Genomic DNA, 26,674 nt, shown 5'->3' with positions numbered 1-26,674 from the left:
CGCCATGAGACGCTTCCTTGCCTTCGCATCCGTCACTGCTTGCATGCTGCTGGCCGGTTGCCTGAGCCGGCCGCCCATCCCGCCCGCCGATGTCACGACGCCCGCCACCTACCGCTATGCCATCGCGGGCGGACCGGAAGACGCGGTCACGGCCGACTGGTGGCGGCGCTTCGACAACCACGAACTCGACCGCCTCGTCACGCAGGCGACGGCGCAGAACTTCGATCTCGCCGCCGCCGTCGCGCGGGTGAAACAGGCGCGCGCCAACGCGACCATCGCGGGCGCGGCGCTGCTGCCCGCCGTAACCGGTTTCGCCGATGCCAGCCGCCAGGGCGGCTTCATGGTGAACAACCAGTTGCCGAGCGGGAGCGCGTTCGACCTGGGGGTGTCGGCGACGTACGAGCTCGATTTCTGGGGAAAGAACCAGGCCACGCGCGACGCCGCCGTGGAGCGCGTGCGCGCCTCCGCGTTCGACCAGGCGACCGTGCAGATGACGCTCACCGCCGACGTCGCCGACAGCTGGCTGCAAACCGTCGCGCTGCGCGAACGCGAGCAGATCGCGCAGCGCAATCTCGAGACGGCGCGCGCGATCCTGCGCAATGTCGAATCGCAATATCGCGCGGGTTATGTGACCGCGCTCGATGCCGCGCAGCAGCGCACGCTGGTGGCGTCGCAGCAGCGTGCGGCGGCGGCGTTGCATCAGCAGGGCAACGACAGCGAAGCGCTGCTCGCCACGCTGCTCGGCGTGCCCGCGACGGGGTTCATCGTAACGACGCGCACGCTGGATGCCGTCAACGCGCCGGGGGTCGATGCGGGCGTGCCCGCGTCCTTGCTGACGCGCCGTCCGGATATCGCGTATGCGGAAGCGCAGCTCGCCGCCGCTCACGCCGACGTCGCCGCCGCGCGCGCCGCGATGTTCCCGAGCATCACGCTGAGCGCTTACCTTGGCACGGGCAGCGACCGCGCGCAGCGCATCTTCGACAATCCGCTCTATAGCGTCGCGGCGAGCCTGACCGCGCCGATCTTCGATGCCGGCGCGCTCGCCGCCGGGCGCGATCTTGCGCAGGCGCAGCAGGAGGAATTGCTGGCGGCGTACCGCAAGGCCATCGTGAGCGGGTTCGCGGATGTCGAGCGCGCGCTCAACGCCAGCAGCGGCGCCGATGCGCAGACGCGCGCGCAGGACGACGAGCTAAGCGAGGCGCGGCATACGCTGGAACTGGCGCAGAGCCGCTATCGCGCGGGCGCCGAAACGGCGCTCACCGTGCTCGATGCCCAGCGCACGCTGTACAGCGCCGAGGATGAGCATGTGCAACTGCATCTCGCGCGGCTGCGCGCGGCGGTGGCGACGTATCGGGCGCTGGGTGGCGGGTGGCATTAGCCAGGCTCCGCTTCATCCGTCTCTTGTTCGATGCGATGAAGCAGCGTCGAAAACGTCTTGAGCAGATCGCCTTCTGGCATCCCTTCGTCACCGAAGAGCCGCCGCTGCACGTCGATGGCAAGCGGCAGCGCCTTCCGCACCCGCGTCAGTCCGGTACGCGTCAGCTGCACGTTCTTCATGCGCACATCGACGCTGCTCGACACCCGTTGCACCCAGCCCTTCGCTTCCAGCGTCTTGAGGATCTGCGAGAGCTGCATCTTATGGATGTCGCTGGTGCGGCTCAGTTCGGCCTGTGACACCTCTTCGCCATTCCGCGTGGCCCAGGCGATCAGCGTCAGCACCGTGAACTGGAGATGCGTCAGATCGAGCGGCGCCATGGCCCGGTCGATGGCCCGCTGATAGCGATGAAACATGCGCCACAACACGAAGCCGATGGCACGCTCAGGCGCACCCAGCGACACGTTCGCGAACATCTCCTTCAGTTCGTTTCCCTTGATCTTCATGTCGGTCGCGCTCCGTCGTTCTTTGTGAAGAATATCTCACATACGCCAGCACTTGCACGTGGTAAATATATTTACTACTCTGTTCCTCAAGCCCATCTCGAAGGAGACGCTTCATGAATCAGGTACCGCTCGACATCGCATTCTGGAACTATGACCGCGTTCAGGCATTGAGGGACGGCACGGTCGGCATCGAGGGCGTGGAGGCGCGCTATCACACCGAGCGCATCGTCACGCAGATTTTCGAGGGCATGCTTCGTGCGCGGCGCTTCGACGTCTCCGAGCTCGGCATGACCTATCTTCTGCGCGCGATCGATTCAGGCGAGGACCTGCTCGCGCTCCCCGTGTTCCTGAACCGCTGCTTCCGCCACTCGGCCATCTACGTGAACAAGGCAAGCGGCATTGAAAGCCCGGCGGATCTGGCGGGCAAGCGGATCGGCGAACTGGCGCTCTATGGACACGACGCGGGCGTCATGGCGAAGGGCATGCTGTCCGACGAACATGGCTTCGACCCGGCGCAGTGCCGCTGGCTGATAGGCGGAATCGACTTTCCGATGGACCCCATCGATTTCGTGGAAAGGCCTCATCCGGCGGGTATTGACGTGGAATGGGCGTCGAAGGAAGTCGACCTGGGGCAACTGCTCGAAGCGGGCGAGATCGACGCGCTGATTTCCGCCGACATCCCCGCATGCGTACTGCGCGGCTCACCCAACGTAGGACGGCTCTTCGAGAACTTCGTGGAGATGGAAAACGACTACTTCGCGCGCACGGGCATCTTTCCGATCATGCACACGGTGGCGCTGCGCCGTTCACTGGTGGAGGAACAGCCGGAGATCGTGAAGACCATCTATCGCGGGTTCTGCCTTGCAAAAGACGCCGCCCGCGAAGCCTTGACGAAGGGCATGACCTTCAACAACACGGCAACGATGGTGCCCTGGCTCACCGATCTCATGCAACGCAACCTGAAGCAACTCGGCGACGACTGGTGGCCCTATGGCATCGAGCGCAACCGCAAGGCGCTCAATGCCATCCTGCGCTATCACCACGAGCAGGGGCTCACCCGCCGGCGTCATACGATCGAAGATCTCTTCGTGCCGTATCTCCTGGCTACCTGACGCCAGAAGGACGCCTCAGTCGAGCGCCTTGCCGCCCGTCTCCTCGAACATCGAGACGGCGATCAGCGAGATCAGCACGCAGCCGATCATGTACCACGCGGGCGCCATCTTGTTGCCCGTCGCGCGGATCAGCCACGCCGCGACCAGTTGCGCGGTGCCGCCGAACGCCGACACGGCGATCGCATAAGCACTAGACATATAGCCGGCGCGCAGATGCTTCGGGAAGTTCTCCGGCATCAGCGCATAGGCGGGCGCGGAGCCCATCGTGTAGCACAGCATCAGCACGATCAGCGTGGCGAGCACGACCGGCAGCGACGGGAAATGCGTCATCACCCAGAAGGCCGGATACAGCAGCACGACCAGCGCAACGCGTCCGATCAGCGTCAGCGGCTTGCGCTTGCCCATGCGGTCCGACCACGCGCCGTAGATCGGGCACATCACGAGCGAGATCACGCTGGACGCGACACCCGCGAGCATCGACATCTTCGCCGGCAGTCCAAGGTACTGGATGCAGTAGGTCGGCATGTAGTACATCATCACGTACGTCGAGACCGACATGCCCATGATCGAGAAGATCGTCAGGAACCAGTTGCGCACGTAGAGGCCGCGTTTCGGATCGTCGCGCTTGGCGACCGCCTTCGCGGCAGGCGGCTCCTCCTGGATGTGTCGACGCAGATAGATGCCGACCGGCGCGATCAGCGTGCCCATCAGGAACGGAATGCGCCAGCCCCAGCTGTGCATGGTTTCATCGGAGAGCAGGAAACCGAGGCTCGCCGCAAGACCCGAGCCGAGCAGCGCCGCCGCGCCCTGGCTCGCCAGCTGCCAGCTCGCGCGGAAGCCGCGGCTCGCCGTGCCGCCCATTTCGAGCAGCGTCGCCGTGGCCGCGCCGAATTCACCGCCCTGCGCGAAGCCCTGCACCAGACGCGCGACCACGATCAGCAACGGCGCGGCCAGCCCGATCTGCGCATAGGTGGGCGCAAGGCCGATGGCCACCGAACCGAGCGCCATCAGCAGGATGGTCAGCGTGAGTGCGGGCTTGCGGCCGGCGCGATCGGCATAACGGCCGAGCACGAAGCCGCCGAGCGGACGCATCACGAAGCCGACCGCGAACACCGCGAACGCGAGCAGCGACGACGTCACCGGATCGTTCGACGGAAAGAACTGCCGGCCGATGGTCAGCGCGAAATAGCTGTAGACCGTGAAGTCGAAGAATTCGAGCAGATTGCCGATGACCGCCGCGAAGACGATCTTGCGCTGCTGCGAGGGCGACATCTGCACGCCGTGCGCGCCCGCGCCGGAAAGCGATTGCGTCGTGGCGTTCATGCGCGGTCCTGGCTCAGGAAACGTTCGACGAGCCGCGTCCAGAAGGCCGCGCCCACCGTGAGGTTGTCGTCGTTGAAGTCGTAGCGCGCGTTGTGCAGCATCGGCTGGCCTTCGCCGTTGCCGAGCCGCACGAAGCAGCCGGGCACCTTCTGCAGATAGAACGCGAAGTCTTCGCTGCCTGCGATCGGCGGAAACGGCGAGATGATCTTCTCCGGCCCGACCAGCTCTTCCGCGACCTGACGCGCGAACTCCGTCTCGGCCGCGCTGTTGACGAGCACCGGATAGCCGCGGATGAAATCGATCTCGACGGTCGCGCCATACGCCTGCGCCTGCGCTTCCACCAATGCACGAATGCGCTGCTCCAGCGTCGCGCGCACCGTGGGCGAGAACGAGCGCACGCTCATTTCGAGCGTGGCGTCTTCGGGAATCACGTTGGCCGCGAAGCCTGAACGGAACGAGCCGACCGTGACGACCGCCGCTTCGTTCGGATCGACATTGCGCGCGACGATGGTCTGCAAGCCCATCACGATGCTGCTGCCGACCACCACCGGATCCACCGCGAGATGCGGACGCGCCGCGTGGCCGCCGCGGCCGACGATGCGCAGCTTGACCGTATCGCAGGCCGCCATCAGCGGGCCGGCGCGAAAGCCGAAGGTGCCGGTCGCGACGCCCGGATGATTGTGCAGACCGAAAATGGCTTCGCAGGGGAAACGCTCGAACAGGCCATCGGCGATCATGCGTTCCGCGCCGCTGTCCGAACCGGCTTCCTCGGCGGGCTGGAAGATCAGGTGGACGGTGCCGTCGAAATTGCGCGTCTTCGCGAGATGCTGCGCCGCGCCCAGCAGGACGGTGGTGTGGCCGTCGTGGCCGCACGCGTGCATCTTGCCGTCGTGAACGCTCGCGTAGGGCAGACCGGTCTGCTCCTTGATCGGCAGCGCGTCCATGTCGGCGCGCACGCCGACCGTGCGCTTGCTCGTGCCGGCCGACAGCGACGCCACCAGCCCATGACCGCCCACATTGCGGGTCACCGCGTAGCCCCAGGCTTCGAGCTTCCCGGCCACGAATTGGGACGTCGCCGCTTCTTCGTACGACAACTCGGGATGCTGGTGAATGTGATGACGGATTTCATCAAGTTGCGGGCGGGCGTCGGCGAGATCGGCGAGTTCGCAGAAATGCTGTTCGTGGGCTTGATTCATGGCGCGGGGCTCCTCCTGTTATGGCTGCGCGGAAGTCATACGGCGAGTATTGCACCGACGAAAAACTCGACCGATGACTGCAACGCATCCAAAATGTTGCCTTCAAGTCAACAATGGACGGACGAAGTGAGCGATTCGATCGAGGACATCGGCGAGCGTGCGCTGCGTTATCTCGCCGAAATCGCCGCGACCGGCGGCGTGCGGATGGCGGCGGAAACGCTGGGCGTGAATCCGTCGGTGATCAGTCGGCAGATTGCGGCGCTGGAGCGGCGGCTGCGCTTTCCGCTGGTGGAGCGGCGCGGGCGGCATGTGGTGGTGACGGAAATCGGGCAGGTGCTGATCGAGCATTATCGCGACGGCCAGCGGCGTCAGCGCGACCTTGCCGCGCGGCTGGAGGAATACCGGCATCTGCGGCGCGGCCGGGTGGCGTTGGGCGTCGGCGAAGGGTTCATCGGCAATCTGATTGCGCGGGCGCTGCAACGCTTCTCGATGAAATATCCGGACATTCTGGTGGAGATCCGCTCGGGGCCGACGCCCGCCGTGCTCTCGATGGTCCGCGACGATGCCGTGGACATCGGCCTCTCCGCCCGTTCCGCCGACGATCCCGCCATGCGCATGCATCCGTTCGCCGCGCGCCCGCTGTGCGCGGTGGTGGCGCCGACGCACCGCTTCGCCTCGATGCCGAAGGTGCCGCCCGCCGAACTGGATGGCGAGCGGCTCATTTTCATGACCGAGGCGTTCGGCGTGCAGCAGTTCGTGCAGTCCCTGCTCGACGACGTGCGCCTGACCGTGATCCCGGCCTATCGCGTGGATTTGTTCAACACGGCGCAGACGCTCGCGGCGGCGGGACTGGGCGTGGCGTTCATGTCGTCGATCACGGCGCGGCGCGGCATCGATCTGGGCGAACTGGTGGCGGTGCCGATCGATCATCCGATCGCAGAGGGCTTCGCCAGTCAGATGATGACGCGCGTCGGGCGGCGGTTGTCGCCTGCGGCGGATCACCTCTGGAAGCAGCTTGCGCAGAGCTTTCTGGAGGAGAAAGTGCGTTAGGGTGTCACCGCGTGACGTGACGCCTGCTCCCGGATCCAGCGCTTGAACGCCATCACGGCGTCATCGTCCGCACGCTCGGCGTTGACGACCAGTGTGTAATCCGGCCCGCGCCACACCGGCCCCGCAAGCGGACAGACGAGACGTCCGGCGGCCATGTCGCGTTCGATCAGCGGCAGCGACGCCAGCGTCACGCCAAGCCCTTCCGACGCCGCGCCCAGTTGCAGGAAAACGTGATCGAAGTCGAGATGGCGCGCGCCCTGCAGGCCCGGCGCGCCCGCCGCGCGCAGCCAGTCGGACCACGCCGTGCGCGTGCTGGTGGAATGCAGCAGCGTGTGGTGGCGCAGATCGGCGACGGTATGAATCGGATGGCTCAGCAGTGTGGACGGACTGCACGCGGGCAGGCGGACATCGGGCATCAGTGTGCTGGAGTGCAGGCCGCTCGCTTCTTCCGGACCCGAACGCACGCCGATATCGAAGGCATCGCCGACATAACGCAGCCTGCGCGACGTAGTGGACAGCCGCACGTCGATATCCGGATAACGCGCCTGGAAATCGGCGAGGCGCGGGATCAGCCAGCACAGCGCGAAACTCGCCAGCGCATTGACGCGCACGACGCCCGTGATCCGGCGGGTGATCGATTCGTGCCGCAGCCGCGTGACCGAACTGCTCAGGCGCGCGAACGCGCCGTTGACGTCATTGAGCAAGGCGGCGCCTTCGTCGGTGGGCACGACGCCGCGCGAACGGCGTTCGAACAGCGGCACGCCGAACCAGTCTTCCAGCAAGCGGATCTGCTTGCCGACCGCCCAGTGCGTAACGTGCAGGTCTTCCGCCGCAGCGGCGAAGCTGCCCAGGCGTGCAACGGCCTCGAAGTGCCGCAAGGCGTTCAAGGGCGGCAGCTTGTCGGGGTCTTTCGATGTGCGTCCGCGCGTGCTCATGAGGTGACTTTTTTTCCCGTCTCACCCGATTTTACGTCAGTTGTCGGGCGTTTCGGGGCCACCTAGACTCGGAGGCTCAGAACCATCACGCTCATTGAAGCATGCGACTCTTTTCCTTCTCTTCCCCGGTTGCGCGCGCGGCTGACGAACGCGGCGAGCCGGGCGTCGAAACCCGCAAGCGCGTCCTGTGGCTTTCCTGCATGGCCCATGCGCTGCACGACGGCTACACCGACATGATCTACGCCCTGCTGCCCGTCTGGCAGGCGGACTTCGGCCTGGGCTACGGCGCGCTGGCCATCCTGCGCGGCGTGTACGCCGGCACCATGGCGACGCTCCAGCTACCCGCCGGACGTCTCGCGCGCATGTGGGGCACGCGCGCGACGCTCGCCTGCGGCACGCTGCTGGCCGCGCTGGGTTATGCGGTCGCGGGGCTGTCGGGAACGCTGCCGGGTTTGTGCGTGGCGCTGGCTGTCTCGGGGAGCGGCTCGAGCACGCAACATCCGCTGGCCTCCGGCGCCGTCTCGCGCGCCTATGGACGCCAGGCGCGCGGCCCGCTGAGCGTCTACAACTTCGCCGGCGACCTCGGCAAGTCCGCGCTGCCGGCGACCATCTCGCTGCTCATCACAGTCATGCCGTGGCGGCACGCACTCTGGGCGATGTCGTGCATCGGCATGCTGGTCGCGGCGGTCATTGCACTTTTTCTCCCGTCGATCCCGCGCAGCGCCGCTGCTGTCGAAGAGCCCGCGCAGCAGGCCGTGCAGGGCGCGCGTTCCGGCTTCTCGCTGCTGCTCACCATCGGCGTGCTCGATACCGCCGTGCGCATGGGCCTGCTGACCTTCCTGCCGTTCCTGCTGAAAGCCAAGGGCATCTCCCCGGCGATGATGGGCACCGCGCTCGCGCTGGTGTTCATCGGCGGAGCGGCGGGGAAGTTCGCGTGCGGCTGGCTCGGTGCGCGCATGGGTCCGATCGGCACCGTGCTGGCCACCGAAGGCGGCACGGCGGCGCTGATTCTCGCCGTCATCTTTCTGCCGCTCGCGCCCGCGCTCGTCGTGTTGCCGCTGCTCGGGCTGATGCTCAACGGCACATCGTCCGTGCTGTATGGAACGGTGCCGGAACTCACGCCGGTGGAGCGCACGGAGCGCGCCTTCGCGCTGTTCTATACCGGCACGATCGCGTCAGGCGCGCTCGCGCCGGTGGCTTACGGGTTGCTTGGCGACCGCATCGGCGTGCAGGACGCCACGATCGCGACCGCGCTGACGGCGCTGGTTATCGTGCCGGTCGCGCTGATGCTGGGGCGGCATCTGCGCGAGACGGGCAGCTAAAGGAAGAGACTCAGAGCGACGGCGCGGCGTCGAGCAGCATTCGAACGGGGACATCCGGCCGGACTCGCACGGCCAGCCGCAGCGCTTCGGCCTGACTCGCGGTGACGACGACGAAACAGCCATTGCCGTGCGCAAATTCGATACGCCATCCCGCGCCGGGACGGGGGCGAACGACGGTAATGGAGATGTCGAAGCCTTTGGTGGTGACACGTTTGATCGAATCACAGCGGTGTTCCAGTGCTTGTGCCATGCATGGCCGTGTCTTCCAGAGGCTTCCATCGAGTCAGACACGGCTTTCATCAAAAGCTCATGCACCATTTTTCCTTGACCTTCCGGGAAAAATACGACGGACGTAAGGCGCGCTTATCGAAGTGTGCAACGTAGGTTAGTCGAAAGCTGGACAGCTTAAATTGTTGCCCGAATCTCCACTTTCGAACTAGTCATGAACAGCAAGGACCATCTCGCAGGAGCCGATCCCATCGAAACGGTTCCCTCGACCTCGACGCCAGCCTATGCGGGCCGTCATCCGCTCACGCGCGCCTTCGACAGCTTTGCCAGCGCCGTCACACGCTGGGCCGGTTCGCCGCTCGCGTTCGCCCTTGCGGTCATCTCGGTAGTGGCCTGGATCATCTCCGGGCCGTTTTTCCACTATTCCGAGAACTGGCAGCTGGTCATTAACACCGGCACCACGATCATCACTTTCCTGATGGTCTTTCTTATTCAGCAGAGCGCCAACAAGGACAGCGTCGCCGTACACCTGAAACTCAACGAATTGCTGGCCTCGAATCGCAAGGCCAACAATCAGCTGATCGGGATCGAGGACGCATCCGAAGACGAGCTTCGCAAACTGGCAGCCGCCTATCTGAAGCTGGCCGCCGGCGAAAGCGGTACGCCGCGCGCCGAGGATCCGGATGTCAATGCCGCCGCGGACATCGCTCGTCGGTTGCAGGACGCACAGCATCGGTCCGGAAAGAAGAAGCACTGAAGCGTTGGGGGCGTCATCGTGGGAACAGCCATTGCGGACGGTCATACCCGCATGCGATGTCTTTGCATTCATTAGAGAACACGATGACCTACCTCCCCTACAGCGACACCATCGAAAAGATTCCGCAGGACGGCATATCCCCAATTGTGGACGCAAGACGAGTCGCAGCCGGTCGAGGAAAGCCCGTATCGCACGATCGCGACGCTGCGCATTCCGCGTCAGGACGCCTATGGGCCAGCGCGCGTCGCGTTCTTCGATGAGCGCATGACGTTCCGTCCGGCGCACCGTCTTGCCGCGCACCGGCCGCTCGGTTCCGTCATGCGTGCACGGCTCCAAGTGCACCGGGCGTTGTCGAAGTTTCGTCATGGACAGAATGGCGTCACGGCGCACAATCCGGCAAGCATCGACGAGATCCCGCAATAGCGCGCGCTAACTGATCGCATGCGAAGGGCGATCCGAGGTGGCCGTTGCCGAGTGCGATGTTCCCAGCGTAAGCGTCTTTCCCCAAGGAGTCTCCGATGAACGATTTCAAGGTCGACTGGACTGCGGCAAGCTTCGATCAACTTCGCCGTAAGGTCAGGGACTTTTCCCTCCCTGCTCTTCCCGCTCTTCCGCAGGACGACGGCTGGTCTTACGGCTGTGATCCGGCCTATCTGAGATCGTTTCTCGACTTCTGGGCCGACGAGTTCAGCCTCGACGCCTGCGTACGCGAACTGAATCGCTTCCCGCAAATCATGGCGCGGGTCGATGATCTGGATATCCACGCCATCCATGTGATCGGCGAGGCGCGCGGAACCAACCCGCTCCTGCTGCTTCATGGCTGGCCCGGTTCGGTCGTCGAGTTCCGCGATGTCGTCGAACCGCTGGCTTTTCCGTCACGATTCGGCGGCAACGCAAGCGACGCATTCGATCTCGTCATCCCCTCGCTGCCGGGATTTGGATTCAGCGCGAAGCCGGCCTCGCCGATCGGCGCGCGGACGACCGCCGGCATCATGAACACACTCATGCAGCAACTCGGCTACGACCGATATCTGGCGCAAGGCGGCGACTGGGGTTCCGGAATCGCCGCGTGGCTGGGTATCGAGCATCGTGCGGCCATCAAGGGCATCCACTTGAACTACGTGCTCGTCCATCCCGATGCCCAGCCGCAAACCGACGAAGAACGCGAATGGAAAACCAAGGTCGAGCGCACGCAACAGACGCTCGGCGCGTACGCGCAGCTTCAGGGGAGCAAGCCCGCGTCGCTGGCCTATGCAATGCACGACAACCCGGCTGCACAGGCGGCATGGATACTCGAACGGTTTCACGACTGGTCGGATCGGCGAGAAAGAAGCTTTGAAGAGATCTTCCCGAAGGAGCGGCTGCTCGCCAATATCCTCGTCTACCTGATGAACGATGCCTTTGCGTCCTCGACGAACTTCTATCTCGGCAGCCGGATGGAAGGCGTCCGGCAAATGCCGTTGGGGCATACCGTCGATGTCCCGACCGCGGTGACCTGTTACCCGGATCCGCGCATGCCGGCGCCGCCGCAGAGCTGGGTGCGCAAGGGCTACGATCTCAGGCGCTGGAACGTGGCGCCGCAAGGCGGACACTTCGCCGCGATGGAAGCGCCCGCCTTCTTTGTCGAGGACTTACGCGGCTGGTTGAGCGATTCACGCCGATAACGAGTCAGCAAGCGAGCGTCAACGGACGCGCCTTGGAATCGGCGTTCGATACCGACTACCGCACCGCGGCTCCGGTAAAGGTGCGCGAAGCGGTGCGTGAAGTGAAAGCATCTGTTACGGCGCGAATCCGGTTGAAGACGGCATCTCGTATCGCCCGATGAGCGGTACGAGCTGATCGCAAAGCTCATGTGGCAGTCCGCTCTCCCGCGGCGTGCGTTCATCCCTGTCAGGGCCGAATGCACGGCGTCCAAAGGTACAACCAAGGAGATGGACATGGCAGACAATGCTTCGATCACCAACGTACTCGAGCGGCGCGTCGAACGGCGCGAGAAACGGCGCCAGTTCTTTCGCAGCGCGGGCGGTCTCGGCTTGGGACTCGTGGGCGGCACCATCCTCGGCGCATGCGGAGGCGGCTCGGGCGATAACGCCAACGCGGCAAGCGGCCCGACCGACGCCGAGATTCTCAACTTCGCGCTGAACCTCGAATATCTCGAAGCGACCTTCTATGCCTATGCGACGACCGGGGCCGGCCTGCCCGCGAATCTCATGAGCGGAACCGGCACGCCCGGCAAGGTGATTCCGGGTCAGCAGGTGTCGTTCTCGGATCCCGTCGTGGCCGCTTATGCACGGGAGATCGCGAAGGATGAACTCGAACACGTGGCCTTCCTGCGCACGGCGCTGGGCACGTCGGCGGTGGCCATGCCCGCGCTCGACGTCGGCGGCACGGATCCCAACGGCGCGTTCTCGCTCGCGGCGCAGGCTGCGGGCCTCGCGCCCGCCGGCACGCCGTTCAATCCCTATCTGAACGACAATAACTTTCTGCTTGGCGCCTTCATCTTCGAAGACGTCGGCGTCACGGCCTATAAAGGCGCTGCGCCGCTCATCACCAACAAGACCTATCTCGAGGCGGCCGCCGGCATTCTGGCGGCGGAGGCTTATCACGCGAGTCTCGTCAGGACCGTGCTGTATTCGAAAGGCATCCAGACGCCGAGTCTCGTGAGTGCAACGCAGGCCATTTCGGATGCGCGCGACTCGCTGGATTCATCGAGTGACGTGGATCAGGGCATCGCCGGCGTGAACGCGGATATCTCCAATATCGTGCCGCTCGATAACAACGGCATCGCCTTTAGCAGAAGTTATGACGACGTGCTCAACATCGTCTATCTGAACAAGGGCGCGGTGACGCAGGGCGGGTTCTTTCCTGCCGGCGTCAATGGCACGCTTCACATGAGCAGCGCTTTCGCCTAAAACGGAGTCAATGACCTGTACGTCCGGCCGCGACGGCTCGAAGCCTTCTTGCGACCGGACACCACACTTTGGAGGTTCTTCATGCGCGATTTGTCTGCGGGTGCATGGCGTTTCCGCATCCGGCTGGTCCTGGGCGTCTCGTTCCTGCTCGCGGGCGTGGCGCTGCAATTGCTTCACTCACGGTGATTCCGGCTGTACTGATCGTCTTTCAATCTTCACTTGAATACATTCATCGGGAGGAATACACGTTTTGATGATCCGTCGATTCGATCGGCCTGTTGTTATCGGTGTGAGCGTGACGGCCCTGGTCGTTGCGCTCGCAGGCGTGTGGCTCAAACACGATGCGCCACGCATGGACGATCAGATGAACTCTTCACGGCAACGCGGGGCGGTGTCGGCGGGGGCGGTACGAGAGCAGCCTGTTCCCGCGGCTCCGATTGCGCCAGCGTCGAGCACGGCCGTCGACGCGCGGGACGAAAGCAAGAGCACGCCCGAAGCAGACCGGCTCCCTGCAGAAGCCAGGCCGGCTCCGGAGGCGAAGAGTGCACGTTCGGATCATTCAGTCAGCACGAGAGCACACGCCAAACGGTCCGCGCAGCTTCGCGATGAAGTCGCGCAAGCTCACAACCCGACCGTTTCCCGGCCTCCCGCTGATGCGCCACCCGTCAATGAACCTCCAGCGGCCGAGACAGCAAAGCCTGACGTAGCGCCGAGCGAGCAACCTGTGACTGCAGCGCCAGCAGTCGATATAGCGAGCCCGAACCTGTCCTCAACGACAGGCCCCAAAACCCGCAAGCAAGTGGAAGACGAATTGCGCGCCGCAAGGAGCAGCGGCGCCCTGCCCCGATTCGGCAATCCGGATCCGGCTGGACCCGGCGGTGCGCCGGGCAACCTCAGCCGATCATCCGAGTAGGCGAGGTTCTTCCTGCATCCGGCACATCGCTTCGCTCGTATTCAAGTGAAGAACCCAGGCGCTCTTTCACTGCCTTGGGATCGGTCGCAGGAACAACATCAGGAGATCGCGATGAACCATTCAAGCGCTTCCAGCAGGGTCCTTATCATCGGTGCAGGCGCATTGACCGCGCTCGCTTCATCCGTTGCGCTTGCGGGAGGCAACGGCAACGGCGGAAACGGCAGCGGCGGCTCGCACGGCGCCGCCACGGCCGGAATGACCTATCACAGCGAGCCCGTTTCGAGCCCGTGGAATCGCGTGCCGGGCGACATGAGCATGAGCAGCAGCGCTCGCCAGCATGACAACGATGCGTCGACCACCGCCAGCCGCGACATGCGCCAACAGCCGAAGTCCACCGAGTAAATGCAGCGCGCTATCTCACCTTCGCCGCAGCGGCCAGCTTGCGCACGCCCTCCTTCGCATCCTCGTTCGAGTTCATGAAGGTGGTCACGACGTCGGTGATCGCGCCCGCCGTCACCGGCGATTGCAGTTCGCCGAACGCAAGCGACGGGAAGAAGCTGCCCGACTTGAGCGTCGCCTGCTCGTCGGCGCGGGACTTCTTCGCGCAAGTGTCGAACTTGTCCATCGGCACATCCAGCCTGACCGGAATCGATCCCTTGTTCAGGCTGAACTGCTCCTGAAACCCGGGCGACATGATCGTCCGGGCCATCGCGAGCTGTCCGGGCGTTGCGTCCTTCTTGCCGTTCTGCTGAAAGAACACGAAGGCATCCGCCGTGTATGTGAAGGCCTGCGCCGTGCCCGGCGCGGGCGCGCACACGAAATCGGCATCCGCCTTCTTGTTCGCGTTGAGGAACTCGCCCTTCGCCCAGTCGCCCATGAACTGCATGCCGCCCGAGCCGGAGATCACCATGGCCGTCGCGAGGTTCCAGTCGCGGCCGTGATAGGCCTTGTCGAAGTAGCCGCGGATCTTCTGCACGGTCTCGAAGACCTGCACCATCTGCGGTGACGTGAGCGTCTTCTGATCCAGATCGATGAGCGCCTTGCGATAAAACTCCGCGCCCTGCGACAGCACGACCGTCTCCCAGATGGTCATGTCCTGCCACGGCTGGCCGCCGTGCGCGACCGGCGTGATGCCCGCCGCACGAAACTTGTCGGCGAGCGCGAAGAACTCCGGCCACGTGTTGGGCGGCTGGCCGCCGACCTTGTCGAGGTCGGCCTTGTTGATCCACAGCCAGTTGATCCGATGCACCGAGAACGGCACGGCCACATAGTGACCGTCCGCTTTCATCCCCTGATCGATGGGCGCGGGCAGATGACTCTTCCAGTCGGAAGCGGCCTGATCGATCGTGACGAGCACGCCCTGATCGGCCCAGTCCTGGATCAGCGGCCCCTTGATCTGCGCCGCCGATGGCGCGTTGCCCGAGATCACCTGCGTCTTGAGCGCCGTCATCGCCGCCGTGCCCGATCCGCCTGCCACCGCGAAGTCCTTCCACTCGTAGCCCTGCTTGCTCATGTCGTCCTTGAGCACGCGAATGGCCTTCGATTCGCCGCCCGACGTCCACCAGTGCAGCACCGAAAGCGCTTCCGCCGCGTGTCCCGACTGCATGCCCGCGACGAGCAGTGCGGCTGCCGCCGCCATCGACGTCAGGTGTCGTTTCATTCCAGTCTCCGAAGTATTTTTATGGATGCAACGCAATACAACGCTTAAGCCGCCGGACTACAGATCGAGCCCGAGTTGCGACCGCCCGAGCGGCGTCAGATCGTCCGCCGTGGCACGGCCGATGAAGTCGGTTTCGAAGTGATCGGCGGGAAAGTCGGGCGGGCTCTCGCCCTTCAGGAAGCTCGGCCGCTGGCGCCTGAGATACGCGTCGTTCTTCGCGCACGCGGGCGCCGACGCGATATACATCACATTGCTGTAGCCCGCGCCCTTGTGCTCGTCCTCGACCGCGTGAATCACGTCGCTGTGCCAGAACACGGTGTCGCCTGCCTCCATCTTCGGGATCGACGACAACGCCTCGAACAGCGGCGCATGAAACTCCGGCCGGATGGAGAGCGCGCGGCCGGGCATCGCGCCGCACAGGTCGTCATCGGCGACATCGTCCTGAAGCGCGCGCAACAGGATGTACGCCATGGCGTTGGCGATGGGCACGAGTTGCAGCGTGCCGTCGCCCGGACCTTGCGGCGTCAGCGCGGTCCAGCCCTGGAAAGTGCGGAACATCGAGCACACGGCCGGCGAAGCGATCTCCTCCACGTCGGTGCGATGCGCGGCGTCGAAGGCATCGTAGGCGCGCCAGTTGCCCGCGAACACGTGCCGATAGACCTTGCGGAAATTGCCTTCGATCCAGCGTTCGACGGAACCGCCGTCGCAATGCGCCGAGAGCCCGAGCGATGCCGAACCCGGCGGCCTGCGCCGCAAGCGGTCGGCGTAGACGGGCACGCGCGAAGGATCGAAATGCACGCGCCCTTCGCTCTCGTGACGCCATAGCCCGTTGAGAAACGTGCGCGCCTCGGTCAGCGCTTCCGACTGGCGCGCCAGCACTTGCGGCTTCGACCAGTACACGCCATAGATCTGCGGCTTGCTGGACGCCAGCTGACCGAAGTACTTGTCTTCGGCGCGGTGTTCGAGACGCTGGTCGAGATGATTGCGCTCCACGTACGCGGCGATGTCGTCGTCCCAGCCTTGCACCAGCGCCCGCGGAAAGACGCCGCGGATCACGCACGCGCCGCGCGCTTTCACGAGCGCGATGTGCGCATCGGAGACGCGTTTCGCAGCGATGTCGGCGTACTGGATTTCAGGGATGACGTTCTCGCCGCGATCGCGCTGTGCAGCGATCCGCCGTGCTTCCTCGCTGATGGCTTCCTCGACTTCCGCGAACACCTCGCGATACTTCGGCAAGGCCGCGCGTAACTCCTTTTTTGCCTGACGGATCGCGCCCGGCAAGTCGTCGATATGCAGCGCCATGATCGTCTCCCGTGTGAATAGCTTGAGCGCAAGCATATGACGCGCGCCAAAACGCCGGTGATACTATTCAGGCAATCTCTTCGCGTATCCGGCCATGAAACCAGCTTATGAACACGTGGAGTTCGGCGAGGATTGTTCGGTGCGGGTATACCATCGGCGGCTGCCGCGCATTCCGTTCGAATGGCACCATCATCCCGAGTACGAACTCACGCTCACGATGAACAGTCACGGCAAGCGCTACATCGGCGATGCCGTCGATGACTACGCCGCGCAGGATCTCGTGCTCGTGCCGCCGGACTTGCCGCATACGTGGTCGTCGAACAAGTCTGTCGAGCCTTCCGCGCCGCAGGTGGCCATCGTCATCTGGTTCGACGGCGACTGGGCGCGGCGCATGGCGGATTGCTGCCGCGAATACGAGCCGCTGCGCCGGCTGTTGCGCCGCGCCGCCTGCGGACTGGCCTTCGAGCCGCCTGCGGGCGAATGGATGCGCGGCCGCCTGGAACCGTTGTTGTCGCACGTGGCGCGCGAACGGCTGAGCGCCGCGCTCGACATTCTCTGCACCCTCGCCGATGCTCCCGGCCGGCCGCTCGCTTCGCCAAGCGCCTTCAATCAGACCGATACCGGCCCCTCCGGCCATGAGCCCGAGCGCATCAACCGGGTGTTGTCCCTCATCGACGCACGCTTCGCCGAGCCCTTGCGGCTCGCGGACCTGTGCGCGGCGGCGAGCCTCTCGGAACGCACGCTCACGCGCTACTTCGTGCAACACATCGGCGAGAGCGTCGGGCGGTATATCGCGCGGGTGCGGATCGGTCATGCGTGCCGGATGCTGGGCGACACGTCCCTGCCCATCTCCGTGATCGCGACCCGTTCGGGATTCGCGAACGTGGCCAACTTCAACCGGCAGTTCAAGGCCGCGAAGCTGACGACGCCGGCGGAGTATCGGCGGCATTTTGCGACTGAACGTGCTGCCGCGCAGGATGAAGAGGCTCGTCTGATGGAACGGTCGCCGTCGCTGCAACGCCCGTCGAAGCAACGGCGCGAGCGCGCGTGAACGTTTATGCAGCTATGCCGTCGGATGCTGCGCCCTTGCCCTGACTGCGCCGCCAGCTCGCGGGCGGCATGCCGAACTGGCGCTTGAATGCCCGGTTGAACGCCGCCTCCGAGTCGTAGCCCACACGCTCGGCCACCGCCGCGATCGAGTGCGGTCCGGACAGCAGGTCTTGTGCTGCGACCTGCAAGCGCCAGCTGCCGAGATACTGCATCGGCGCCTGCCCGAGCAGTTGCGTGAAGCGTTGCGCGAACGCGGAGCGCGACAGGCCGACGCGGCGCGCGAGTTCATCGACGGTCCAGTCATGGCCGGGCTGTGCGTGCAGCGCGGCCAGCGCCTTGCCGACGAAGCGGTCGCCGACACCCGCCAGCCAGCCGCGCCGGTCGGCGGGCATCGCGGTGATGCAGCGCCGCACGGCCTCGACGAACAGCAGCTCAGACAACCGCGCCAGCACCGTTGCACTGCCGGGCCGCCATTCGGCCGCCTCCGCCGCCGCGAACTTCAGTGAAGATTCGAGCCACGCCGAGTGCGGATCGTTGCGCATGTCGACCTTGAACAGACGCGGCAACGACGACAGCACCGGATTGGCGAGCATGTCGTCGCACGCAAGAAAGCCGCAGATGATGCGCGTGGCCTCTGCTGCCTGCGCCACGTTCGCTCGATCCGGCTGGTCCGGGCCATAGCTCAGACGCATCACTTCGCCGGGCGAAGTCTCCAGATATCTCGCCACCATCACATCCGACGACACCGGCGCGAGTTCGAGCGAACTGCCCATCAGATGCGCTTCGCCTTGCGGGACCACGAGCAGTTCGCCTGCATCGATACGCATGGCCGTGGCAGGGTCGTCGGTCAGGGAAGCCCAGCAACTGCCTTCCACGATCAGGTGATACGACACGACGCGCTCGGCACGCGGCAGGAAGGTCGCGCACAGCGCCGGCGACACGTGACCGATCACGCACCACGGCGGCGTGAATTCGGCATTCAGGTACACCGCGCCGCTGAGACGCAGCAGCCGGAGAACATCGGAAAGCGCATCCATGAGCAGTCCAGGATCCGGCGTCCTGCGCAAGACATCTGGACGCACGGTCATTCATAAAATTCGCCCGCGCGCCAATACTTCTCTTCACGCGATGCCTCTTCGACAAGAGGTTAAGCGCACCGGACCGAAACGCCAACCCGCAACTGCGGGGGATCGCTGCAAACGATCGCCGTACACGGCAACAGCAGGCAGCGCGGTCCGCCGACGATGAAGGAAGTGCCGAAGACAAAGCGTCGCGGGCATGCGCATCGCCCGCGGGTTCGAGTCGTCGGGCGGCCTTCGCTCAACTCATTCATCAGGAGTCACGACATGTCCGCAGTCGCTTCCGCTATTTCGTCCGTCACCGATCTTTCCACTGTCAAAAGCCGCCAACAAGCCGCCTGGTCGACGGGCAACTACGCCGTCGTCGGCACGACGTTGCAGATCGTCGGCGAAGCATTGTGCGAGGCGCTGGACCTGCGTGCGGGCAGCCGCGTGCTGGACGTCGCGGCGGGCAACGGCAACGCGACCCTCGCCGCCGCGCGACGCTGGTGCGAGGTCACGTCCACCGACTACGTCGCGTCCCTGCTCGATGCAGGCCGCACGCGGGCGCAAGCCGAAGGACTCGACGTGCATTTCGAGCAGGCCGATGCCGAAGCGCTGCCGTTCGAGGACGCCTCGTTCGAGGTCGTGATGTCCACCTTCGGCGTGATGTTCACGCCCGACCAGGAACGCGCCGCGAGCGAACTCATGCGCGTATGCAGGCCGGGCGGAAAGATCGGGCTGGCGAACTGGACGCCGGACAGTTTCATCGGACAGGTGTTCAGGACGATCGGGAAGTACATCGCGCCGCCTGCGGGCGTGAAGTCGCCGGCGCTATGGGGCACCGAGGCGCGCCTTGCGGAACTGTTCGGCGGCCATGAAGCGCGCATCTCGGCGATGAGCCGGCAGTTCGTGTTCCGCTATCGCTCGGCGGCGCATTTCATCGATGTGTTCCGCACGTACTACGGTCCGATGAACAAGGCGTTCGCCGCGCTGGAAGGTGAACGGCAAGCGGCGTTTCTGCACGACCTGACGGCGCTGATCGACAGCCGCAATTGCTCCGGCGACCAGACGCTCGTGTTGCCCAGTGAATATCTCGAAGTGGTGGTGGAACGAACATGATCCCGCTCAAACGTCATCTTTTCGCGGCGCCGGCCGTCTGCGCGCAGCTGGGCTCGTTGGTGTTCCTCGCGAGGCTTCGCTATGGCTCTTTGCTGATCGCGCTGCCGTTGTGCTCGTCGATGTGCTTCTTCGCGTTTCGCTTCGTGCTGTCGGTGTATGGCGTAGCAGTCTGACGATGCGCGCTTTGCCTGACTGATCACTTCGGCAAGGCGCGCAGCGACATCATCGTTCGGAGGAACGCATGATCTTCTATCTCTACCTGCTGTTTGAAAAGGCGCTCGATCTCGCCGAGCACGGCCGTCGCGATTCGTATCTGCGCGACGCCGTCGATATCGCCGAACTCGAACGCCGCATGCGTTCGCTCGATGACTGAACGACGCGCGCAGAGGTTGGCGTTTTACTCGGGATCGTCGCTGCGCCGGCGCGTACCGGAACGTCAGCCAGGAGAAAGGGATTGAAAGCGAAAAACCGAAAGCCACCTGTCAGCGAGCGCGCTCCGCCGACCCCATCACCAGGCATTGCGCCCTGAACGCTTCCCCCTGACTGCTGGCGGCTGCATGGCTCAAGCCCTTGCCGAGCGCGTCGAATTCGACCTGCGAGGCGTGGCGGACACAAGACGCGCTATCGACGTCGCGGCCCTGCGCGTGCAGCGCGGTGCGATCGGCGACCAGATAGGCAACGAGCGCAAATACAGCAATGTTGAATGCTTTTTTCATGCGTGTCTCCTTGGCTCTAGGCTAAGGGCCAGACCTGGAGAGGCAAATCAGGGCAAGCCCGGAGACGCGCAACGCCCCGTCCGGCAAACGATTGCGCCGCCTCATGCCGACCTCGCCCCCGATGTCAACGCCATGCCGCGCAATGAACTTGATACGCGGCAAATTCCACGAAATTATTTCTTTTGAGTTATCCTCGTTAACCCTAGGCAACAGGCTTTCATTTTCATTTCATACGCGCGCGAGGCCTTTCCTTACGCGCAACTTTCCCGCCCGTCGTCCATCAAGCCGCCGCGCAGTCCGTCGCGAGCCCGCCTTACCGCGTGCCCGCCGCGTTTTTTTGCCCGATCCAAAGCAACCCGATCTAAAGCAACCGTATGCATCTGCCGTCCGTTCTCAGCTTTCTAATCTGGATCCCCGTGGTGTCCGGCATCTTCGTGCTGACCTTCAGCGCGTCGGCCACCCTCTCGCGAGCCGTCGCCCTGTTCGGCGCGGTGCTCGGCATCCTGCCGCTGTTCCCGCTGCTCGCCCACTTCGACGCCTCCTCCAGCGCCATGCAGTTCGTCGAGCAGATCGACTGGCTGCCGCAGTTCGGCATCTCGTACCACCTCGGCGTGGACGGCATCTCGCTCTGGTTCACGGTGCTTACCGCCGTCACCACGCTCATCATCTTCATCGCGTCGTGGCAATCGGTGACGAAGCAGGTGGCGCAGTACTACGGCGCGTTCCTGGTGCTGTCGGGCTGCATGCAGGGCGTGTTCGCCTCGCTCGACGGCATGTTGTTCTTCGTGTTCTTCGAAGCCTCTTTGATCCCGCTGTACCTGCTGATCGGCACCTGGGGCGGCGGCGAGCGGCGCGTCTACGCGGCGCTGCGCTACTTCCTGATCTCGCTGGTCGGTTCGCTCGCGATGCTCGCAGCGCTCGTCTACCTGTGGACGCAGGCGCACAGCTTCGACATCGAGGCCTGGCGCGCGCTCAAGCTCGACTTCACCCCGCAGGTCGTGATTTTCCTCTGCTTCGTCGCGGCCTTCTCGGTCAAGGTGCCGATGTGGCCGGTGCATACCTGGCTGCCCGACGTCAACGCTGAAGGCCCGACCGGCGCGGCCGTACTGCTCGGCATGCTGAAGGTGGGCGGCTATGGCCTGATGCGCTTCGTGCTGCCCATCGTGCCCGACGCGTCGCACTTCTTCGCCCCCGCGATGATCACGCTGGCGCTGGTCGCCGTGATCTACGGCAGTCTCGTGGCGCTCGCGCAGACGGACATGCGCAAGCTGCTCGCGTATTCGTCGGTGGCGCACATGGGTCTCGTGACGCTCGGCCTCTTCACGTTCGACCGCCTCGGCACCGAAGGCGCGGTCGTGCAGATGCTGTCGTACGGCGTGGTCTCGGGCGCGATGCTGCTGTGTACCGGCGTGCTGGTCGACCGCACCCGCAACGGCTCCATCGACGCTTACGGCGGCGTCGTCAACACCATGCCGAAGTTCGCGACCTACGCCGTGCTGTTCTCGATGGCCAATGTCGGCCTGCCGGGCACGTCCGGTTTCGTCGGCGAATTCCTGGTGCTGATGGGCGCGATCCGCCTGAACTTCTGGATCGGCGCGATTGCCGCGACCACCTTGATCCTGAGCGCGGCCTACACGCTGTGGATGGTCAAGCGCGTGATGTTCGGCGCGGTGCGCAACGAGCGCGTGGCCTCGCTGCGCGATCTGGGCAAGCGCGAGTTCGTGCTGTTCGGCGCGATGGCGGTGCTGGTGCTCGGCATCGGCGTGCATCCGAAGACCTTCACGGATGCGATCGGCCCGTCGGTCGAGCATTTCCTCTCGGCGGCGCAAGGCTCGTCCCTTCCGGACGATGCCGGCGCGGCCTCGTACAACGCGCACAGCGTGGCCGAAACCGACCGCCCGCCCGGCTAAGCTTCCCGACACGCGGGCGCCCTGCCCGCGCGCGCCTCGTCAGCGGCCGGCCGCCACCGCGCGCCGCGCCCGCCGCGGCGGCGGCTCCACCACATCCTCCAGCAGTTCCTCGTGCAGTTCGCGCAGCACGTCCACGAACGCCGAAGCCAAGCGTTCGCGCGGCCGATGCGGCGGAAACAGCAGATACGTAGGAAAACGCGTGTCCGGCAAGAACGGGCGAATCGCGATTTCCGGCCCCCGGTAGTCCCGCGCGACGATCGGATGCGCCAGCGTCACGCCCATCCCATGCCGCACCATTTCACAGCACATGGCCGTGTACTGCGCCTCGATGGCCAGCACGCGCTTGACGCCCGCGCGCTGGAACACTTCGTCCATGAGCGCGCGCGTGCGGTCGCCATGACACAGCGAGATGAACGACTCGCCTTCCAGGTCCTCCGGCCGGATCACGCGCTTGCTCGCGAGCCGGTGCTGCGCGGGCATCACGCACACGGCCGAAACGCTCGATAACTGCTCCACTTCGCAATCCGACGCCTCGCTCACATACACGGCCACGCCGAGATCGCAGAACTGCGACGCCGTCCAGTGGTTCACCGTGCCCGACGTGTTCACGTGCAGCGAGACAGTCACTTCCGGAAAGCGCTCGACGAAGCGCTTGATCGCATGCGGCACGAGCGTGATGCCCGCCGAGGGCATCGCCGCGATGCGCAGACGGCCGCTGCCGAGATTGCGGATTTGCGCGGCCGCGTTGGCGAGTCCCTGCAAGCCGACAAACGCGCGCTCCACTTCACGGAAGAACGCCGTGCCCTCGCTGGTCGGGATCAGCCGCACGCCGCTGCGCTGGAACAATTGCAGGCCGGTTTCGCGTTCCAGTTGCGAGATCAGGCGGCTCACATTGGGTTGCGACGTGAACAGCGCCTTGGCGGCGGCGGTCATCGAACCGGACACCATGACCGCCCGGAATGCCTCGATGTGCTTCAGGTTCATCGTGGGTTTCTCCCCGTGTTTTCCCTGTTCTCGTTAAGCCGAGTCCATATCATTCCTGCATGGATAGCTATTTTATTCGTATTGGACGATATGGTTTGACGGCGCGACACTGATTTTCAGCGACGGGCGCAACAGCCCGCTCCCCCACATACCGGATCTGGAGATCGTCGTCATGAGAAGCGCGCTGCATCGCCGTCTGTCCGTCCTGTCCCGCACCGCTTTGGCGGGCGTCTCGATCACCGGCGCGCTGGCTGCGCCGCTCCTTGCCCACGCCGAAACCACGCTGTATGTCGCCAATGTCGGCGGCTCGAACGAGCAGCTCTACCGGCAGAAAATCATCCCGCCCTTCGAGAAGGCGCACAACGTCAAGATCGTCTACGTCGCGGGCAATTCCAGCGACACGCTCGCCAAGCTCCAGGCGCAGAAGGGTCATCAGCAGATCAACGTCGCCGTGATGGACGACGGCCCCATGTACCAGGCCATGCAGATGAACCTGTGCGCGAAGCTCGATGACGCGCCGATCATGCAGGACGTGTATCCGCTCGCGAAACTCGGGCCGACGGCGGTGGGTGTCGGCATGGTGGCGACGGGCATCGGCTACAACGAGGAAGCCTTCAAGAAGGCCGGCCTGCCGCCGCCGGATTCGTGGAAGGTGCTCACCGACAAGCGCATCAAGGGCAAGCTCGGTGTCCCGCCGATCACCAACACCTACGGCCTGCACACGCTCGTGATGCTGGCGCGCCTGTCGGGCGGCGGCGAGAAGAACATTGATCCCGGCTTCACCGAGATGACGAAGCAGGTCGCGCCGAATGTCCTCTCGTGGGCGCCGACGCCCGGCGAGATGGACGGCCAGATGCAGTCCGGCGACGTGATCCTCGCGCCGTATGGCAGCGGCCGCGCCGTCGCGTTGCAGAACACGGGCTTCCCGCTCAAGTTCATCTACCCGAAGGAAGGCGCAGTGGCCTTGCAGGTGGCCGCCTGCGCCATTGCGGAGAACGCGCAGCCGCAGCTGTCGCAGCAGTTCGTGCAATACCTGCTGACGCCCGAAGTCCAGATGCTCCAGGCGCAGAACATCGGCCTGGGTCCCGTCAACAAGACGGTGAAGCTCACGCCTGAAGTCGCCGCGCGCGTGCCCTATGGTCCCGATCAGGTCGCGAAGCTGACCGCGATGGACTGGGCCACGATCAACCAGCATCGCACCGAGTGGACCGAACGCTGGAACCGTTCGGTCGAGCGCTGAGCCGCACACGCGATCCGTTGACGTGACGAAGGAGCGAGGCACATGGCCTTTCTGACATTGCAAGGCATTTCGAAACGCTACGGCGATTTCACGGCGATCGAACAGCTCGATCTCTCGGTCGAGCGCGGCGAACTGCTGTCCCTGCTCGGCCCGTCGGGCTGCGGCAAGACCACGACGCTGCAGATGGTGGCCGGCTTCGTCACGCCGACCACCGGCCGCATCCTGCTCGATGGCCGCGACATCACCCACGAACGCCCGGAGAAACGCGGCCTCGGCGTGGTGTTTCAAAGCTATGCGCTGTTTCCGCACATGACGGTGGCCGGCAATGTCGGCTTCGGTCTGGAGATGCGCAAGGTGAAGCGCAAGGAACGCGATGAACGCGTGGCCGAAGCGCTCGCGCTGGTGCGTCTCAACGGCCTCGGGCATCGCTATCCGAAGGAGCTCTCGGGCGGACAGCGGCAGCGCGTGGCGATCGCGCGCGCCATCGCGATGCAGCCCCAACTGCTCCTGCTCGACGAACCGATGTCCAACCTCGACGCCAAGCTGCGCGAAGAGATGCACATCGAACTGCGGGCGATCCAGAAGCGTCTCGGCATCACGACCATTCTCGTCACGCACGATCAGGTCGAGGCGATGACGATGAGCGATCGCATCGCGGTGATGCATCGCGGGACCATCGCGCAGCTGTCCACGCCTTATGACGCCTACGAGCGGCCCGCCACGCCGTTCGCGTCGACGTTCCTCGGCCGCACCAATGCGTTCGCAGGCGAAGTGCTGCAACGCAATCCGCGCTGCGCGATCGTCGATGTCGCCGGCACGACGCTGCACGTGCCGCACGAAGGCCGTGCCGTCGATGGCGCGGTGAACGTCTATATCCGTCCTGAGAAGGTCCATCTCGCCAACGGCAGCAACGGCGAGGCACGCGTGCGCGGCCGCATTGCGACGCGTGTGTTCGTCGGCAATCAGTGGCTGCTCGAAGTGGAGACCGGGCTCGGCAAGCTGCGCGTCGCGCAGCCGAACCATGGCGCGCCGCCGCCCGAGGAAGGCGACGAAGTCGGCCTCGACTGGACCGACGACGACCTGCGCGTGCTCACGCAGGAACTGCGGGAGAACGCGCATGGCCACGCTTGAAGACGCCCGCCCCGGCGCCGCGCCGTGGCTGCTGTCCGGGCCCGCGCTGCTGCTGTTCACCGGCCTGCTGCTGGTGCCGCTGTTGCTCACCTTGCTGCTGTCGTTCCGCGTCTTCAGCGATACGGCCGGCGTCACGCCCGCCTACACGCTCGGCAACTACTGGGAAGTGGTCAGCGACCCGTACTACGGCACCATCTTCCTGCGCACGGCCGGCCTCGCGTTCGCGGTGACGCTGCTGTCCATCGTGCTGGGCGTGCCAGAAACCATCGTGCTGGCGCGCATGAAGCGGCCCTGGCAATCCGTCTGCCTGCTGATCGTGCTCGGGCCGCTGCTGATCTCGGTGGTCGTGCGCACGCTCGGCTGGCAGATCCTGCTCGGCAACAACGGCGTGCTGAACAACGTGCTCCAGGCGCTGCACATCACCGACGAACCCATCCGCCTCGTCTTCACGATGACCGGCGTCATCATCGCGCTCACGCATGTGCTGGTGCCGTTCATGGTGATGTCGGTCTGGGCCACGATGCAGAAGCTCGATCCGCAAGTGGAATGGGCCGGCCGCTCGCTCGGCGGCTCGCCGTTCAAGGTGTTCCGCCGCGTGGTGCTGCCGCAGATCATGCCGGGCGTGCTGTCCGGTTCGATCATCGTGTTCGCGCTGTCGGCCTCGGCGTTCGCCACGCCTGCGCTGATCGGCGGACGGCGTTTGAAAGTGGTCGCCACCGCCGCCTACGACGAGTTCCTCGGCACGCTCAACTGGCCGCTCGGCGCGAGCATCGCGGTGCTGCTGCTGATCGCCAACGTGGCGATCGTGATGGGTTGCAGCCGGCTCGCGGAACGTCGCTTCAAGCACATCTTCGACTGAGCGGAGGACTCCC

The 26,674-nt window shown here is 64.9% G+C and carries 27 protein-coding genes; 17 read left to right on the top strand and 10 right to left on the bottom strand.

Annotated features, from left to right (window positions below):
* Positions 1–4: 4 nt before the first annotated feature.
* On the top strand, positions 5–1,378 hold the full coding sequence (locus QCE83_RS16070) for an efflux transporter outer membrane subunit (protein WP_309812664.1): 1,374 nt from the start codon (positions 5–7) through the stop codon (positions 1,376–1,378).
* Here QCE83_RS16070 and QCE83_RS16065 read toward each other — a convergent pair.
* The gene (locus tag QCE83_RS16065) at positions 1,375–1,881 is read right to left on the bottom strand and encodes a MarR family winged helix-turn-helix transcriptional regulator (RefSeq protein WP_309812663.1); all 507 of its coding nucleotides are present in this window, start codon (positions 1,879–1,881) and stop codon (positions 1,375–1,377) included. The genes QCE83_RS16070 and QCE83_RS16065 overlap by 4 nt on opposite strands.
* A gap of 113 nt (positions 1,882–1,994) precedes the next feature.
* On the opposite strand from QCE83_RS16065, the gene QCE83_RS16060 reads away from it, so the two are divergent.
* On the top strand, positions 1,995–2,993 hold the full coding sequence (locus QCE83_RS16060) for an ABC transporter substrate-binding protein (RefSeq protein WP_309812661.1): 999 nt from the start codon (positions 1,995–1,997) through the stop codon (positions 2,991–2,993).
* A 15-nt stretch (positions 2,994–3,008) separates the two neighbouring features.
* Here QCE83_RS16060 and QCE83_RS16055 read toward each other — a convergent pair whose 3' ends face one another.
* Both QCE83_RS16055 and QCE83_RS16050 read right to left on the bottom strand, forming a co-directional pair.
* Positions 3,009–4,316: an MFS transporter gene (locus QCE83_RS16055; protein ID WP_309812658.1), complete on the bottom strand. Its 1,308-nt coding sequence runs from the start codon at positions 4,314–4,316 to the stop codon at positions 3,009–3,011.
* A complete protein-coding gene (locus QCE83_RS16050) occupies positions 4,313–5,512 on the bottom strand; it encodes a M20 aminoacylase family protein (protein ID WP_309812655.1) in 1,200 nt (399 codons plus the stop codon). Before QCE83_RS16050 ends, QCE83_RS16055 begins: the two co-directional genes overlap by 4 nt.
* 126 nt (positions 5,513–5,638) lie before the next feature.
* Between QCE83_RS16050 and QCE83_RS16045 the strand changes: the two genes are divergently transcribed.
* Positions 5,639–6,562 (top strand): LysR family transcriptional regulator, encoded by a 924-nt coding sequence (locus tag QCE83_RS16045; protein WP_309812652.1) that lies wholly within the window; start codon positions 5,639–5,641, stop codon positions 6,560–6,562.
* Here QCE83_RS16045 and QCE83_RS16040 read toward each other — a convergent pair.
* Complete coding sequence (locus tag QCE83_RS16040; RefSeq protein ID WP_309812650.1) at positions 6,559–7,497, bottom strand: LysR substrate-binding domain-containing protein; 939 nt, start codon at positions 7,495–7,497, stop codon at positions 6,559–6,561. The genes QCE83_RS16045 and QCE83_RS16040 overlap by 4 nt on opposite strands.
* Positions 7,498–7,598: 101 nt before the next feature.
* Here QCE83_RS16040 and QCE83_RS16035 point away from each other — a divergent pair, with 101 nt between their 5' ends.
* Entirely contained in the window at positions 7,599–8,819 is a 1,221-nt protein-coding gene (locus tag QCE83_RS16035) for an MFS transporter (protein WP_309812647.1), read from the top strand.
* Between the two features lie 10 nt (positions 8,820–8,829).
* Here the strand turns inward: QCE83_RS16035 and QCE83_RS16030 are convergent, their stop codons facing one another.
* Positions 8,830–9,069, bottom strand: a complete 240-nt coding sequence (locus QCE83_RS16030) for a hypothetical protein (protein WP_309812644.1) — start codon at positions 9,067–9,069, stop codon at positions 8,830–8,832.
* A 192-nt stretch (positions 9,070–9,261) separates the two neighbouring features.
* On the opposite strand from QCE83_RS16030, the gene QCE83_RS16025 reads away from it, so the two are divergent.
* The 5 genes from QCE83_RS16025 (at position 9,262) to QCE83_RS16005 (ending at position 14,031) form a co-directional block, all read left to right on the top strand.
* Positions 9,262–9,804: a low affinity iron permease family protein gene (locus tag QCE83_RS16025; RefSeq protein ID WP_309812641.1), complete on the top strand. Its 543-nt coding sequence runs from the start codon at positions 9,262–9,264 to the stop codon at positions 9,802–9,804.
* A 144-nt stretch (positions 9,805–9,948) separates the two neighbouring features.
* Complete coding sequence (locus QCE83_RS16020; RefSeq protein WP_309812639.1) at positions 9,949–10,227, top strand: hypothetical protein; 279 nt, start codon at positions 9,949–9,951, stop codon at positions 10,225–10,227.
* A gap of 95 nt (positions 10,228–10,322) precedes the next feature.
* Positions 10,323–11,468, top strand: coding sequence for an epoxide hydrolase (locus tag QCE83_RS16015; RefSeq protein WP_309812636.1), 1,146 nt, complete (start codon positions 10,323–10,325; stop codon positions 11,466–11,468).
* A gap of 273 nt (positions 11,469–11,741) precedes the next feature.
* The gene (locus QCE83_RS16010; RefSeq protein ID WP_309812633.1) at positions 11,742–12,716 is read left to right on the top strand and encodes a ferritin-like domain-containing protein; all 975 of its coding nucleotides are present in this window, start codon (positions 11,742–11,744) and stop codon (positions 12,714–12,716) included.
* Between the two features lie 958 nt (positions 12,717–13,674).
* Positions 13,675–14,031, top strand: a complete 357-nt coding sequence (locus QCE83_RS16005; RefSeq protein ID WP_309812632.1) for a hypothetical protein — start codon at positions 13,675–13,677, stop codon at positions 14,029–14,031.
* A 10-nt stretch (positions 14,032–14,041) separates the two neighbouring features.
* On the opposite strand, the gene QCE83_RS16000 is transcribed toward QCE83_RS16005, so the two are convergent.
* The gene (locus tag QCE83_RS16000) at positions 14,042–15,289 is read right to left on the bottom strand and encodes an ABC transporter substrate-binding protein (protein ID WP_404984885.1); all 1,248 of its coding nucleotides are present in this window, start codon (positions 15,287–15,289) and stop codon (positions 14,042–14,044) included.
* A 57-nt stretch (positions 15,290–15,346) separates the two neighbouring features.
* Complete coding sequence (locus QCE83_RS15995; protein ID WP_309812630.1) at positions 15,347–16,591, bottom strand: DUF1479 domain-containing protein; 1,245 nt, start codon at positions 16,589–16,591, stop codon at positions 15,347–15,349.
* Positions 16,592–16,685: 94 nt separating this feature from the next.
* Between QCE83_RS15995 and QCE83_RS15990 the strand changes: the two genes are divergently transcribed.
* The gene (locus QCE83_RS15990; RefSeq protein WP_309812627.1) at positions 16,686–17,642 is read left to right on the top strand and encodes a helix-turn-helix domain-containing protein; all 957 of its coding nucleotides are present in this window, start codon (positions 16,686–16,688) and stop codon (positions 17,640–17,642) included.
* Positions 17,643–17,646: 4 nt separating this feature from the next.
* Here QCE83_RS15990 and QCE83_RS15985 read toward each other — a convergent pair whose 3' ends face one another.
* Positions 17,647–18,678 carry an AraC family transcriptional regulator gene (locus QCE83_RS15985; RefSeq protein WP_309812623.1) on the bottom strand — a complete coding sequence of 344 codons (1,032 nt, stop codon included), beginning with the start codon at positions 18,676–18,678 and terminating at the stop codon, positions 17,647–17,649.
* Positions 18,679–18,987: 309 nt separating this feature from the next.
* On the opposite strand from QCE83_RS15985, the gene QCE83_RS15980 reads away from it, so the two are divergent.
* From QCE83_RS15980 to QCE83_RS15970, 3 genes are all read left to right on the top strand, one after another.
* Positions 18,988–19,821, top strand: coding sequence for a class I SAM-dependent methyltransferase (locus QCE83_RS15980; protein ID WP_309812621.1), 834 nt, complete (start codon positions 18,988–18,990; stop codon positions 19,819–19,821).
* Positions 19,818–19,994, top strand: a complete 177-nt coding sequence (locus QCE83_RS15975) for a hypothetical protein (RefSeq protein ID WP_309812618.1) — start codon at positions 19,818–19,820, stop codon at positions 19,992–19,994. The genes QCE83_RS15980 and QCE83_RS15975 overlap by 4 nt, the downstream gene beginning before the upstream one ends.
* 68 nt (positions 19,995–20,062) lie before the next feature.
* Positions 20,063–20,194: a DUF3563 family protein gene (locus QCE83_RS15970; RefSeq protein WP_309812615.1), complete on the top strand. Its 132-nt coding sequence runs from the start codon at positions 20,063–20,065 to the stop codon at positions 20,192–20,194.
* Positions 20,195–20,303: 109 nt separating this feature from the next.
* Here the strand turns inward: QCE83_RS15970 and QCE83_RS15965 are convergent, their stop codons facing one another.
* Positions 20,304–20,537: an adhesin gene (locus QCE83_RS15965; RefSeq protein ID WP_309812610.1), complete on the bottom strand. Its 234-nt coding sequence runs from the start codon at positions 20,535–20,537 to the stop codon at positions 20,304–20,306.
* Positions 20,538–20,911: 374 nt separating this feature from the next.
* Between QCE83_RS15965 and QCE83_RS15960 the strand changes: the two genes are divergently transcribed.
* Positions 20,912–22,447, top strand: coding sequence for an NADH-quinone oxidoreductase subunit M (locus QCE83_RS15960; RefSeq protein ID WP_309812607.1), 1,536 nt, complete (start codon positions 20,912–20,914; stop codon positions 22,445–22,447).
* Positions 22,448–22,486: 39 nt separating this feature from the next.
* On the opposite strand, the gene QCE83_RS15955 is transcribed toward QCE83_RS15960, so the two are convergent.
* Positions 22,487–23,431 carry a LysR substrate-binding domain-containing protein gene (locus tag QCE83_RS15955; protein WP_309812604.1) on the bottom strand — a complete coding sequence of 315 codons (945 nt, stop codon included), beginning with the start codon at positions 23,429–23,431 and terminating at the stop codon, positions 22,487–22,489.
* 172 nt (positions 23,432–23,603) lie between these two features.
* Between QCE83_RS15955 and QCE83_RS15950 the strand changes: the two genes are divergently transcribed.
* From QCE83_RS15950 to QCE83_RS15940, 3 genes are read left to right on the top strand one after another with little or no spacing between them, the layout of a single operon-like run.
* A complete protein-coding gene (locus QCE83_RS15950) occupies positions 23,604–24,671 on the top strand; it encodes an ABC transporter substrate-binding protein (protein WP_309812601.1) in 1,068 nt (355 codons plus the stop codon).
* A 42-nt stretch (positions 24,672–24,713) separates the two neighbouring features.
* Positions 24,714–25,802, top strand: coding sequence for an ABC transporter ATP-binding protein (locus QCE83_RS15945; protein WP_309812595.1), 1,089 nt, complete (start codon positions 24,714–24,716; stop codon positions 25,800–25,802).
* Positions 25,789–26,661: an ABC transporter permease gene (locus QCE83_RS15940; RefSeq protein ID WP_309812592.1), complete on the top strand. Its 873-nt coding sequence runs from the start codon at positions 25,789–25,791 to the stop codon at positions 26,659–26,661. The genes QCE83_RS15945 and QCE83_RS15940 overlap by 14 nt, the downstream gene beginning before the upstream one ends.
* Positions 26,662–26,674 lie beyond the last annotated feature (13 nt).

Origin of the sequence: Caballeronia sp. LZ034LL, assembly GCF_031451215.1 — a bacterium.
GTDB lineage: Bacteria > Pseudomonadota > Gammaproteobacteria > Burkholderiales > Burkholderiaceae > Caballeronia.
Note: the sequence above shows the minus strand (reverse complement) of the source record. Positions and strands in the feature narration are given on the sequence as shown.

Bases quoted from the DNA above. Each gene is read 5' to 3' on its own strand.
- QCE83_RS15940 (WP_309812592.1), top strand. From the start codon at position 25,789: ATGGCCACGCTTGAAGACGCCCGCCCCGGCGCCGCGCCGTGGCTGCTG.
- QCE83_RS16040 (WP_309812650.1), bottom strand. From the start codon at position 7,497: ATGAGCACGCGCGGACGCACATCGAAAGACCCCGACAAGCTGCCGCCC.
- QCE83_RS15975 (WP_309812618.1), top strand. From the start codon at position 19,818: ATGATCCCGCTCAAACGTCATCTTTTCGCGGCGCCGGCCGTCTGCGCG.
- QCE83_RS15990 (WP_309812627.1), top strand. From the start codon at position 16,686: ATGAAACCAGCTTATGAACACGTGGAGTTCGGCGAGGATTGTTCGGTG.
- QCE83_RS15995 (WP_309812630.1), bottom strand. From the start codon at position 16,591: ATGGCGCTGCATATCGACGACTTGCCGGGCGCGATCCGTCAGGCAAAA.
- QCE83_RS16060 (WP_309812661.1), top strand. From the start codon at position 1,995: ATGAATCAGGTACCGCTCGACATCGCATTCTGGAACTATGACCGCGTT.
- QCE83_RS16025 (WP_309812641.1), top strand. From the start codon at position 9,262: ATGAACAGCAAGGACCATCTCGCAGGAGCCGATCCCATCGAAACGGTT.
- QCE83_RS15950 (WP_309812601.1), top strand. From the start codon at position 23,604: ATGAGAAGCGCGCTGCATCGCCGTCTGTCCGTCCTGTCCCGCACCGCT.
- QCE83_RS15985 (WP_309812623.1), bottom strand. From the start codon at position 18,678: ATGGATGCGCTTTCCGATGTTCTCCGGCTGCTGCGTCTCAGCGGCGCG.
- QCE83_RS15960 (WP_309812607.1), top strand. From the start codon at position 20,912: ATGCATCTGCCGTCCGTTCTCAGCTTTCTAATCTGGATCCCCGTGGTG.
- QCE83_RS15965 (WP_309812610.1), bottom strand. From the start codon at position 20,537: ATGAAAAAAGCATTCAACATTGCTGTATTTGCGCTCGTTGCCTATCTG.
- QCE83_RS16035 (WP_309812647.1), top strand. From the start codon at position 7,599: ATGCGACTCTTTTCCTTCTCTTCCCCGGTTGCGCGCGCGGCTGACGAA.
- QCE83_RS16050 (WP_309812655.1), bottom strand. From the start codon at position 5,512: ATGAATCAAGCCCACGAACAGCATTTCTGCGAACTCGCCGATCTCGCC.
- QCE83_RS15970 (WP_309812615.1), top strand. From the start codon at position 20,063: ATGATCTTCTATCTCTACCTGCTGTTTGAAAAGGCGCTCGATCTCGCC.
- QCE83_RS16010 (WP_309812633.1), top strand. From the start codon at position 11,742: ATGGCAGACAATGCTTCGATCACCAACGTACTCGAGCGGCGCGTCGAA.
- QCE83_RS16030 (WP_309812644.1), bottom strand. From the start codon at position 9,069: ATGGCACAAGCACTGGAACACCGCTGTGATTCGATCAAACGTGTCACC.
- QCE83_RS16000 (WP_404984885.1), bottom strand. From the start codon at position 15,289: ATGAAACGACACCTGACGTCGATGGCGGCGGCAGCCGCACTGCTCGTC.
- QCE83_RS16055 (WP_309812658.1), bottom strand. From the start codon at position 4,316: ATGAACGCCACGACGCAATCGCTTTCCGGCGCGGGCGCGCACGGCGTG.
- QCE83_RS15955 (WP_309812604.1), bottom strand. From the start codon at position 23,431: ATGAACCTGAAGCACATCGAGGCATTCCGGGCGGTCATGGTGTCCGGT.
- QCE83_RS15945 (WP_309812595.1), top strand. From the start codon at position 24,714: ATGGCCTTTCTGACATTGCAAGGCATTTCGAAACGCTACGGCGATTTC.
- QCE83_RS16015 (WP_309812636.1), top strand. From the start codon at position 10,323: ATGAACGATTTCAAGGTCGACTGGACTGCGGCAAGCTTCGATCAACTT.
- QCE83_RS16065 (WP_309812663.1), bottom strand. From the start codon at position 1,881: ATGAAGATCAAGGGAAACGAACTGAAGGAGATGTTCGCGAACGTGTCG.
- QCE83_RS15980 (WP_309812621.1), top strand. From the start codon at position 18,988: ATGTCCGCAGTCGCTTCCGCTATTTCGTCCGTCACCGATCTTTCCACT.
- QCE83_RS16070 (WP_309812664.1), top strand. From the start codon at position 5: ATGAGACGCTTCCTTGCCTTCGCATCCGTCACTGCTTGCATGCTGCTG.